Here is an 11,733-nt window from a genome sequence, read left to right as displayed (position 1 = left end):
AATTGTTTTACTTTCTTTTTTATATTTGGCATTCGCTGTAGTAAAGTTAATTTATTAAGATTGTAGTAGCATTATTACAGAAAAACCAAAAATAATATTTAGTTTAGCTGAATTTTGTAAATTGTAGTATGTCATTAGTTGATTCATTTAATGGAGACTAAAGAATAAAATAAATAAAAAATATAGAATAGTATGTCTGGATTATTAGCTGTTATAGGTAAAGGAAAAGACCCGCAACTCGTAAAAGAGCTTTCTACAAGAATGTCGCATCGTGGTCCCGATGAAAGTGACTTGCATATTATGGAAAATGGCAGTATTATTTGCCATGAAAGTTTGTCGATTATTGATTTGAAATCAGGTAAACAGCCTATTCAGGGAACTGATAAGGCCTGGATGGTACATGATGGAGAAATTTATAACTATCAGGAATTAAAAGATACCGTTTTAAAAGATCATGTCTTTAGAACAAAATCAGATTCAGAAGTGATTGTTCATTTGTACGAAGAATTTGGATATAAATTTTGTAACATGCTCGATGGAGATTTTGCTTTTGTGATTGTTGACGGAGATAATTATATTGCCGCCAGAGATGCAGTTGGAGTAAAACCTTTGTACTATGGATTAGACGAAAGAGGAAGAATTTATTTCTCTTCAGAAATGAAATCAATTGCAGATCAATGTAAATCATTTTCAACTTTTCCTCCGGGACATTACTATACGGGTAAAACAGGTTTTGTAAAATATTATAATCCGGAATACGAAGATCATTTAAATGCCAATAAAGCATTAGATCTGGATTTAGTTCGTGAAGCACTAATTGATGCTGTCCGCAAACGTTTAATGAGTGAAGTTCCTGTAGGGGTATTGCTTTCAGGAGGTCTGGATTCATCATTAATAGCTTCAATTACCGCCCGATTATTTAAAGAAAAAGGAGAAAAACTACATTCGTTTTCTATTGGGTTAGATAGCAATTCACCTGATAACGTAGCGGCAAGAAAAGCGGCTGAATTTTTAGGAACAGAACATCATGAGATACATTTTACAGTAGAAGAAGGTGTGGCCATTTTAGAAAAGATAATTTATCACATCGAAACTTACGATATTATTTCAGTAAGAGCAGGGGTTCCAATGTATTTATTGTCAAAGGCAATTGCTGATCAGGGAATCAAAGTAATTCTTTCCGGTGAAGGTGCTGATGAGGTTTTTGGAGGTCATTTGTATTTTAGAAATGCACCGTCAGCAGAAGAATTTCAGGATGAAACAATCGAAAGAGTACAGAAACTGTTTACTGCTGATTTATTGCGTGCGGATAAAACAACAATGGCCCACGGATTAGAAGCCAGAATTCCGTTTTTAGACAAAGAATTTTTAGATGTTGCTATCCGAATTAAAACAGAAGAAAAGCAGCCAAAAACATACGATGGTATTGAAAAATACATTTTGCGAAAAGCATTTGAGACACCTGAAAATCCTTATTTGCCAACAGAAATTTTGTGGAGACAGAAAGAACAGTTTTCTGATGGAGTGGGGTACAACTGGATCGATGAACTAATTGAGTATTGTGCGACACAAGTTTCAGATGAACAATTGGCCGGAGCAAGTGCGGAATTCCCTTATAATTCGCCAACTACAAAAGAAGCGTATTTGTATAGAGCTATCTTTCATAAATTTTATCCACAAGTGAGTGCTGCACAAACCGTTCGGAAATGGATTCCAAAATGGCAGGAAAATCAAGATCCAAGCGGAAGAGCAAATGCTGCCCACAAAAAAGCAGGAATTGAAATTTCAAAAGCTGGAGTGGTAGCTTAATTTTAAAAAAAATACTTAAAATCCGAAACAACATTTCTTATGTTGTTTCGGATTTTTTTTATGATCCTATCCTTGCGATTTGGAATTCTAAAATTTGAATTTTAATATTAAATCTGATATTCAGAAAAATACTATATTTGGTTACCAGGAATAAATAAACTTTAAATATAATTTATGAGAAACTTATTATTAAGCGGTATTTTATACTGTGCGCTTGTTTCATTAAGTCCAGTTTATGCGCAAAAAAAGATTGAAACGCCCAAATACATTAAAAATGTTGAAGGTGTAAAAGAATATTCATTGAATAATGGATTGAAATTACTCTTGATTCCAGATGCTTCTCAAAGTAATATGGTAGTAAATATCGTTTATAATGTGGGTTCCAGGAACGAAGGTTATGGTGAAAAAGGGATGGCGCATTTGTTAGAGCACATGCTTTTTAAGAGTACTAAAAATTTAGGGGATATCAAAAAGATGCTTTCTGATAAAGGTGGAAATGCCAATGGGACCACCTGGCTGGACCGAACAAATTATTATGAAGTCTTTCCTTCTAATGATGAAAATCTAAAATGGAGTATCGAAATGGAGGCCGATAGAATGATTAATTCGACTATTTTACAAACAGATCTTGATAAGGAATTCTCTGTGGTAAGAAATGAATTCGAAATAGGTGAAAACAATCCGGATGGAGTTTTGCAGGAAAGAATCCTTTCTGCGGCTTATTTATGGCATAACTACGGAAAAAGTACTATTGGGAGTAAAGAAGATATTGAGCGTGTAAAAGCGAATAAACTAAGAGCTTTTTATGAAAAATATTACCAACCGGATAATTCAACTTTAATAATTGCAGGAAAGTTTGATGAGAAAAAAGCACTGCAATATGTAGGACAGTATTTTGGTGCAATTCCCAAACCTAAAAGAGTTTTAGATAAAACCTATACGATAGAACCGGCTCAGGATGGAGAGAAGTACGTAGAACTTAACAGAGCAGGAGATAGCAAAAATATCGGGGCTTTATATCATACTGCGGCGTATGTCGATAAAGATTATCCTGCAATTGATGCTTTAGGCGAAATTTTAACGGCTGATCCATCAGGTTACTTGTACAAATCGTTGGTTGAAACACAAAAAGTATCCAGTATTTATTTTTGGCAGCCTACTACCCGAGATGCTAGTTATATGTATTTTGGAGTAGCGGTTCCTAACGATAAAGACATAAAAGCAACAAAAGACATCGTGCGATCTGAATTGGATAAAATAGGATCGACGAAATATACCGATGAAGATGTAAGCAGGGCTAAAGCTAAAATTATCAAACAGATTGAGAGTGTAAAAAATAATACCATTTCGTATGCAATAAACCTTACTGAAATGATTGGGGCAGGAGATTATAGATTAGGATTTTTGTATAGAGATGCTATCGAAAACCTGACGAAAGAGGACGTACAAAGAGTTGCAGAGAAATATTTTAGAAGTAATAATAGAACCGTAGGAATATTTATTCCGTCTAAAGAGGAACAAAGAGTAAAACCTGCAGAATATACAGATGAGCAATTGTTAGCTTTTACCAAAGATTACAAAGGGAAAGCATTAGAAAAAGAAGCTGCTGCGTTTGAAGCTTCGATTAAAAATTTGAAACAAAATTTTGTGGAAGGAAAACTGACCAATGGTGCAAAATACGGCTTAATTAAAAAAGAAATAAAAGGCGGAAAAGTTCAGGCTAGTTTTAAATTTCCGGTGAGTAATGAAAAGGATTTAAAAGGAAAAACAGATACCGGAACTATTTTGGCACAATTATTAAAAACGGGAACTAAGACAAAGACCAAAGAACAAATAAGTGATCGGTTAGATCAGTTAAAGTCAAGTTTGTATTTTGGTTACTCTGGGCAAACGTTATCGATTAATATCAATACATATAAAGAAAGTTTCATTGAAGTAATGGAGATCTTGAGAGATTTACTGTTTAATTCGACTTTTCCTCAAAACGAATTAACCAAAACAATTAGTGAGTATAATACGTATCTGGAAGCCAGTTTAAATGATCCTCAGTCGATTGCCTTTATAGAAGTTTCAAGGCTGACGTCTAAATATCCTAAAGAGAGTATTTTTTATACCTCTACAGTTCAGGAGCAAATAGAGGCTTATAAAAAGATCAGGCAATCAGAAATTGTTGATTTTTATGCCACTATTTTAGGAGGGGATAATGGAGTTGGAAGTATTGTAGGAGATTTGGACGCTAAATCGACAGCGGAAATTTTAGAAAATACTTTTGGTAAATGGAATTCTAAATCGAAATACGAACTTGCTCAGCCAACGTTTTTCGAAACTCAAAAACTAGATAAAGATTTTAATACTCCGGATAAAGAAAATGCTGTTGCAATTGGAAAAATAAGTTTTAAAATGAATTTGAAAAATCCTGATTATCCAGCATTTGTTATGGCGAATGAAATATTGGGAAGTGGTGGTTTTTTAAGTGCCAGAATTCCCATGCGATTAAGAGAAAAAGAAGGAATTAGCTATGGAGCAGGATCTTTTATAGATGTGCCGGTTACGAATGATGTAGCATATTGGCTGTATTATGCTTTTTTAAATCCAACGAAAAGAAATGCCGTTGAAATGGCAACTAAAGAAGAAATTGCAAAAGCATTAAAAGATGGGTTTACAGCAGAGGAATTAAAATCGAATTTGTTAAGCTGGCTTAATGAAAGAAAAACCAGATTAGGAAGTGATGCTACTCTGATGAGTTTAACAAATACGTATTTGCAATACGGAATTCCGCTTGATGATTATGATACTCTGGAAAACAAAGTAAAAGCCTTAAAAGTAGAAGAGGTAAATGCTGTTCTAAGAAAGTATTTGAGCCTGGATAAAATGACATCAGTTTACGCTGGAGATTTTACTAAGAAGCTATAAAACTTAAAATTCTAATTTGGATGTAAATTTTAAAATCCGAAATAACATAAAATGTTATTTCGGATTTTGTTTTTATATCACTTAGGGGTTAGAATTTGGATTTTAAAATTTAAACTTTTTCCATGGTTTGGGATTTATTTTTTGTTTTGGAATTTGGAATTTAAAAAAAATGGGATTTATTTTCGATTTGGAATTTATTTTTTGGTTTTTCAAATAATTGTGTTAATAACTTAAGTGCTTTAAATGGTATTTTAACGGATATATAATTTGCGTTTTTATATATTTGCGTGTTAGACAATAATTACATTTTTTAGAATAAATTATATGAGCGAAGAAATCAAGAAGAACAATTATTCAGCAGATAGTATTCAGGCATTAGAAGGAATGGAGCACGTAAGAATGCGTCCGTCGATGTATATTGGAGATGTAGGTGTTCGAGGACTGCATCATTTGGTTTATGAAGTTGTAGATAACTCTATTGATGAGGCGATGGGAGGACATTGTGATACTATTGGTGTTGCAATTAACGAAGACGGTTCAGTAACAGTTGAAGATAACGGTCGTGGTATTCCAGTTGATTTACATAAAAAAGAAGGTGTTTCTGCACTTGAAGTAGTAATGACCAAGATTGGTGCCGGGGGTAAATTCGATAAAGATTCTTATAAAGTTTCCGGAGGATTGCACGGTGTTGGGGTTTCAGTCGTAAATGCACTTTCCGTGCATATGAAATCTACTGTTTTTAGAGACGGTAAAATCTATGAACAAGAATACGAAAGAGGTAAAGCTATATATCCGGTTAAACAAATTGGAGAAACGGATAAAAGAGGTACACGTCAGACTTTTTACCCGGATGATACCATTTTTACGCAAACAATAGAGTTCTCTTATGATACTTTATCAGCTCGTATGCGTGAACTTTCTTTCCTGAATAAAGGAATTACAATCACATTTACAGACAAAAGAGAAGTAGATGATAAAGGCGAATTTAAAGTTGAGGTTTTTCATTCTGATGAAGGTCTTAAAGAATACATTCGTTATTTAGACGGTAACCGTGAGCCAATTATTTCTCACGTAATCAGCATGGATAACGAAAAAGGTGAAATTCCTGTTGAAGTTGCCCTGATTTACAATACAAGTTATACAGAGAATATTTTTTCTTACGTAAATAATATCAATACGCACGAAGGAGGAACGCATTTGCAAGGTTTTAGAAGTGGTTTAACAAGAACCCTTAAAAAATATGCTGATGCATCCGGAATGTTGGATAAATTGAAATTCGAAATTGCGGGAGATGACTTCCGTGAAGGATTAACAGCTATTATTTCGGTAAAAGTTGCTGAGCCTCAATTCGAAGGTCAGACCAAAACAAAGTTAGGAAACAGAGAGGTAGTTTCTCCGGTTTCTCAGGCTGTTGGAGAAATGTTAGAGAATTATTTGGAAGAAAATCCAAATGATGCCCGTATCATTATTCAGAAAGTAATTTTGGCTGCACAAGCCCGTCATGCTGCTAAAAAAGCACGTGAAATGGTACAGCGTAAAACCGTTATGGGTGGCGGTGGATTACCAGGGAAATTATCAGATTGTTCAGAGCAGGATCCTGCAAAATGTGAGGTTTACCTAGTCGAGGGAGATTCGGCTGGTGGAACAGCAAAACAAGGTCGTGATCGTGCATTTCAGGCCATTTTGCCATTACGTGGTAAGATTTTGAATGTCGAGAAAGCGATGCACCATAAAGTATTCGAAAACGAAGAGATTCGTAATATCTTTACCGCTTTAGGAGTTACTGTTGGTACTACAGAAGATAGTAAAGCCTTAAACCTTGAAAAACTAAGATATCATAAAGTAATCATCATGTGTGATGCCGATGTCGATGGTAGTCACATTTCTACTTTAATATTAACATTCTTCTTCCGTTTCATGAAAGAATTGATCGAAGAAGGTCACGTTTATATTGCAGCTCCTCCGTTATATTTGGTTAAAAAAGGAAATAAAAAAGAATATGCATGGAATGATGTTCAACGCGATCAGGCCAACGAAAGAATGGGAGGAAGTGCTGCTATTCAACGTTATAAAGGTCTTGGGGAGATGAATGCTGAACAATTATGGGAGACAACAATGGATCCTAATTTCAGAACTTTGCGTCAGGTAACTATTGATAGTTTGGCTGAAGCTGACAGAGTCTTCTCTATGTTAATGGGAGACGAAGTACCACCACGTAGAGAATTTATCGAGAAAAATGCTGTGTATGCAAATATCGATGCATAATAAATAAACTTAATCATCAATTCGTTTAATTGTTTAAATTTACTTAGACGATTAAACGAATTGTCGATTTACAAAATAAATTAATTAATAACCGATAAAGTATAAAATATGAAAGTTACCATTGTAGGAGCAGGAAATGTTGGAGCTACATGTGCAGATGTTATTTCTTATAGAGGAATTGCTAGCGAAGTAGTGTTGTTGGATATTAAAGAAGGTTTTGCCGAAGGGAAAGCGTTGGATATTATGCAATGTGCCACAAATACAGGGTTTAATACCAAAGTATCTGGCGTAACCAACGATTATTCTAAAACTGCCGGAAGTGATGTAGTAGTTATTACATCAGGAATTCCAAGAAAACCAGGAATGACTCGTGAAGAATTGATTGGTATAAATGCAGGAATTGTAAAAACAGTTGCTGAAAATGTATTGAAATTTTCTCCAAATACTATAATAGTTGTAGTTTCGAATCCAATGGATACGATGACTTATTTAGCACTGAAAGCTACCGGAATACCAAAAAACAGAATTATTGGTATGGGTGGAGCGTTAGATAGTTCTCGTTTCAGAACGTATCTTTCTTTGGCTTTAGATAAGCCTGCAAATGATATCTCAGCAATGGTTATTGGTGGTCATGGTGATACTACGATGATTCCTTTGACACGTTTGGCATCTTATAACGGAATTCCGGTAACCCAATTTCTATCAGAAGAAGTATTGCAAAAAGTAGCTGCTGATACAATGGTAGGTGGTGCTACTCTTACGGGTCTTTTAGGAACATCAGCCTGGTATGCGCCAGGAGCTTCTGTTGCCTATTTGGTAGATAGTATTTTGAATGATCAAAAGAAAATGATTGCGTGTTCTGTCTTTGTGGAAGGAGAATACGGTCAAAATGATATCTGTATAGGTGTACCTTGTATAATTGGTAAAAATGGAGTAGAAGAAATTTTAGACATCAAATTGAATGACCACGAAAAAGCGTTGTTTGCTAAAAGTGCAGATGCGGTTAGAGGGATGAATGATGCGCTAAAATCGATTTTAGTATAACGATTTTCGAAAAAAAAGGAGAAGACTGCACTTTTGCAGTCTTTTTTTTAAGATTAATTAATAAATAAATTGGTTAATCTTTTCGTTAATTATATATTTGCTCGGTTTAAAAAAAATGTGGTAATTCGTGATCTCGATTTTTTAGTTTTAAAAACTCATGTCAGGGCTTATTTTATGGGACTTTAAAACAAAATAAACAATAAAACATAATTAATTTTTAGTAATAATGCAGAATAAAGGACTTATTAAATTTTTCGCAATTCTATTTGCATTGGTAAGTATTTACCAACTTTCGTTCACTTTCGTGGCAAATAATGTCAAAAGTGAGGCTAAAGCTTTTGCAGGAGATAATCCTGATAAAGAGCTAAAATATTTAGACTCTATTGGTAAAGAAAAAGTGTTTAACCTTGGTTTTTCGGATTTTACTTACAATGAAGTAAAAAACAAACAACTAAACAAAGGTCTTGACTTAGAAGGAGGAATCAACGTGATTCTTCAAATTTCTATCAAAGATGTTTTGAAAGGTTTAGCTAACAATTCTAAAAATCCGGTATTTAATAAATCATTAGCTGATGCATCTGCAAATTTAGAAGGAAATAAAACGTATTTAAATAAGTTTTTTGAAGCTTTTGAAGCGAATTCAAACGGAAAAGTGAGATTAGCTTCGCCTGATATTTTTGCAAACAGAAGTTTACAGGGAGATGGTGGGATCGATTTTCAAATGTCTGATTCACAAGTTCAAAAAGTAATTAAAAGAAAAGTTGATGAGTCTGTTGAAAGTGCTTACAAAGTATTAAGAGAGCGTATCGACAAATTTGGTGTTACACAACCAAACATCCAAAAATTAGGAGAAACAGGAAGAATCTTAGTAGAGCTTCCGGGTGCTAAGGATGTTGACAGGATTAAAAAATTATTAGGTGGAAAAGCTCAATTAGAGTTTTGGGAAACTTATAAAGTAGAAGAAATTGGAAATTTTTTAGTAGCTGCTAACGAAGCTTTAAAAAAGACTGAAGTTAAAAAATCAGAAACTAAAACTGTTGCTAAAGATTCATTGAATGCTTTATTAACTGATACTAAAGATTCAGTTGATACTAAAAAAGGAAACAATCCATTATTTGACAAAATGTTAGGTCAGGGTGGTGGACCGGTTTTAGGTTATTTTGCTTCAAAAGATACTGCTGCTGTAAACGGTTATTTTAAAAGACCGGAAATTAGAATTTTATTAGGAGCTGATCAACACAATGCAAAATTTGTATGGAGTAAGCCAACGACAATAAAAGATGCTAAAGGAAAAAGCCTTGAGGCTGTTGAATTATATGCTTTAAAAGGAAACAGAGACAATGTTCCTGCTATGAGTGGTGGTGTTGTTACTGATGCAAAAGATACTTTTGACCAATTAGGAAAACCAGCTGTTTCTATGCAAATGAACAGTCAGGGTGCTAAGGTTTGGGAAGAATTAACAGGTAGAGCTTTTTCTCAAAAAAGTTATATTGCTATTGTATTAGATGATATCGTTTATTCTGCTCCGGGTGTAACTAGCGGACCAATTGCAGGAGGAAGATCTGAAATTACAGGTTCTTTTGATGTAGCTGAAACTAAGGATTTAGCAAACGTATTAAATGCAGGTAAATTACCGGCTTCTGCTGATATCGTTCAATCAACTGTTGTGGGGCCATCTTTAGGTCAGGCTGCAATTGATGCGGGTACAATTTCATCAGTATTAGGATTTTTATTAGTGTGTTTATGGATGGTGTTCTATTATGGTAAAGCAGGTTGGTATGCTAACCTTGCCTTATTATTGAACTTACTTTTCTTATTCGGAATTATGGCAAGTTTTGGTTTTGTATTAACATTGCCAGGTATTGCAGGTATCGTACTTACATTAGGTACGGCGGTAGATGCGAACATTATTATATTTGAAAGAGCAAAAGAGGAGTTACGTGAAGGTAAATCATTATCTGAAGCAGTTTCTGAATCTTACGGATGGCATGGAGCAATGCGTTCTATTATTGATGCGAACGTAACACACGTTTTAACTGGAGCTATCTTGTTTATTTTTGGAACAGGACCAATTAAAGGTTTTGCTTTGACATTACTTATTGGTATTGTAACTTCAATGTTTACATCCATCTTTATTGCCAGAATTTTTATCGACAGAAATATTGCCGGAAAAGCGGATTTAACGTTCTCCACAAATATTACTAAAAACTGGTTTACTAATTTCCACTTTGACTTTATTAAAGTTAAAAAATTCACTTATATCTTCTCTTCAATTGTAGTTGTGGTAAGTTTAACTTCTATCTTCTTTATTAATGGATTAGATGAAGGTGTTGATTTTGTTGGAGGAAGAACTTTTCAGGTTAAATTTGAAAAACCGGTAGATGCTACTGTAGTTTCAGATGAATTATCTGCAGCTTTTGGAACTCCTGTTGAAGCTAAAATTTTAGGTGATGATGATCAATTAAAAATCACTACAAAATATAAGATTAAAGAAGATGGTGTTGCTATCGACGAAGAAGTGAATCAGAAATTATACAATGCATTGCAGAAGTATTATCCAAACACTACTTATGATAAATTTATCAATTCTTTTGATGGTAAAAAAGTAGGTGTATTGCAAGCTTCTAAAGTTGGGGCTTCTATCTCTGAGGATATCAAAACCAACTCATACTGGGCAGTTCTTGGTGCAATGGCAGCTATTTTCTTATACTTAATGGTTTCGTTCCGTAAATGGCAATATTCATTAGGTGCGATTGCAGCGGTAGCGCATGACGTTATCTTTGTATTAGGTATCTACTCTTTATGTTATAAATTCATGCCTTTCCACATGGAGATGGATCAGCACTTTATCGCTGCAATTCTTACCGTTATCGGATATTCTATGAATGATACCGTAATTGTATTTGACAGGGTTAGAGAGTTTATTATCGGAAACCGTAAAGGTACTTTTGAAGATATCGTAAATGCTTCTATTAACACTACTTTATCAAGAACATTGAATACTTCATTAATGATGATCATTGTATTATTAACGATGTTTATCTTTGGAGGAGAATCTATCAGAGGATTTATCTTTGCTATGTTAGTAGGTATTGTGGTAGGAACGTATTCTTCATTGTTTATCGCAACACCAGTATTGGTTGATACGATTTCTAAAGATGAGAAACATACAATCGAAGACAAGCACAATCAGGCATAAGTCACTTGTGTTTTTATATATAAAAAGATCCAACTTTAGTTGGGTCTTTTTTTTTTGTGCCCTATTTATGAAGATAAAAAAGTTAAAAATTACGATTAGTTTTATTATTGTTTTTAAGTTTAATTAGAGTTTCAGTATAGGATAAAAAGAGAATTTCGCTATTCGTTTTAATTGCGGTTTTGGAAGTGAATTTAAAATAACACTGCATTTTTATAAAATTTAGTTATATTCTCAATTGAAAGAAATGAAACATTTTCAATATTAAATTCTAGCTCAGTTAAAGATTAATTTTGTGGCAAAAATTAACCTAATTCTTATTTTGTAAAGCTGAAATACCTGATTATGTTGTCAGAAGAAAAAAAGATATGAGAAGTTGAAAGATGTTCGTGAATATGTTTTGAATCTCTGTTTCTAGTAAGAAAACAATTGGCAAAGTATTTTGAAGTTTATTCTTTAGGAAGTATTGGATCAATGATAACACATGTTGAAACGGAACGAATGAC

General features: G+C 33.8%; 5 protein-coding genes. All 5 read left to right on the top strand.

Translation table 11 applies throughout. From position 1 onward, the window contains the following. The first annotated feature begins 192 nt into the window (after positions 1-192). The 5 genes from asnB to secDF all read left to right on the top strand — a co-directional run bounded on the left by asnB (position 193) and on the right by secDF (position 11,230). Positions 193-1,809 carry an asparagine synthase B gene (gene asnB / locus ACQY44_RS17940; protein WP_428231671.1) on the top strand — a complete coding sequence of 539 codons (1,617 nt, stop codon included), beginning with the start codon at positions 193-195 and terminating at the stop codon, positions 1,807-1,809. Positions 1,810-1,983: 174 nt separating this feature from the next. Beyond that, a complete protein-coding gene (locus tag ACQY44_RS17935) occupies positions 1,984-4,722 on the top strand; it encodes a M16 family metallopeptidase (protein ID WP_428231670.1) in 2,739 nt (912 codons plus the stop codon). Positions 4,723-5,046: 324 nt separating this feature from the next. Continuing rightward, positions 5,047-6,987, top strand: coding sequence for a DNA topoisomerase (ATP-hydrolyzing) subunit B (gyrB, locus tag ACQY44_RS17930; protein WP_428231669.1), 1,941 nt, complete (start codon positions 5,047-5,049; stop codon positions 6,985-6,987). 108 nt (positions 6,988-7,095) lie between these two features. Continuing rightward, positions 7,096-8,031 (top strand): malate dehydrogenase, encoded by a 936-nt coding sequence (gene mdh, locus ACQY44_RS17925; protein ID WP_428231668.1) that lies wholly within the window; start codon positions 7,096-7,098, stop codon positions 8,029-8,031. A gap of 226 nt (positions 8,032-8,257) precedes the next feature. Next, positions 8,258-11,230, top strand: coding sequence for a protein translocase subunit SecDF (secDF, locus tag ACQY44_RS17920; protein WP_428231667.1), 2,973 nt, complete (start codon positions 8,258-8,260; stop codon positions 11,228-11,230). Positions 11,231-11,733 lie beyond the last annotated feature (503 nt).

Origin of the sequence: Flavobacterium sp., from assembly GCF_965277525.1 — a bacterium.
In the GTDB taxonomy this organism is placed as follows: Bacteria; Bacteroidota; Bacteroidia; order Flavobacteriales; family Flavobacteriaceae; genus Flavobacterium.
The sequence above is the reverse complement of the archived record's forward strand: the minus strand, read 5'-3'. Positions and strand labels throughout refer to the sequence as shown.